This window comes from Vibrio sp. 1069, assembly GCF_033340555.1.
Genome location: NZ_JAWOWP010000651.1, coordinates 1 through 590, shown reverse-complemented (window position 1 = coordinate 590; position 590 = coordinate 1). Strand labels below are relative to the sequence as shown.

Genomic DNA, 590 nt, shown 5'->3' with positions numbered 1-590 from the left:
TACAGGATAAACCGCAGATAATGCTTTTAGCATCGCGACGCCGCCTGACGGTTCTGCTGGGAAAAACTTCAGCGTACGCAGACCCATTTCCATTGCTTGTTCAACCAAGCTTGGGTTGTTGACACCAGGGACGATGGTCACGTTACGCTGTTGGCAGTATTTCACTGTAGTTGGGTTGAAACCTGGGCTCACAATAAAGTCCACGCCCGCATCAATCGCTTCATCCACTTGCGCGCTTGTCAGCACAGTTCCCGCGCCAATCAGCATCTCTGGGTACGCTTCGCGCATGTTTTTGATCGCTAAAGCGGCATCCTCAGTACGGAACGTTACTTCAGCACATGGCAGGCCATTTTCAATCAGCACTTGTGCCAGTTTCACTGCCTTGCCTGCGTCTTTGATCGCGATAACAGGGACTACTTTAATTTCTGAAAGTTGTTGGTTCAGATCTTTCATTTCATCGTTCCTTAAATAGTTGGCATCGCTTGGCTTGGAATGATCGCGCCGCGATGTTGAATAACCGTGCCAGCCACTTTGTGGCCAGCAAGCGCAGACTCAGCAACGTCTCCGCCTAAAATTCGTTTTGCAAGATA

The 590-nt window shown here is 49.7% G+C and carries 1 protein-coding gene and 1 pseudogene; both read right to left on the bottom strand.

Annotated features, from left to right (window positions below):
- Window positions 1-453 (bottom strand): bifunctional 4-hydroxy-2-oxoglutarate aldolase/2-dehydro-3-deoxy-phosphogluconate aldolase (gene eda, locus R7040_RS28280; RefSeq protein WP_318097858.1); only part of this gene is annotated, 453 nt, incomplete at its 3' end.
- 11 nt (window positions 454-464) lie between these two features.
- Window positions 465-590: pseudogene (locus tag R7040_RS28275) on the bottom strand (sugar kinase); the annotation flags it as partial.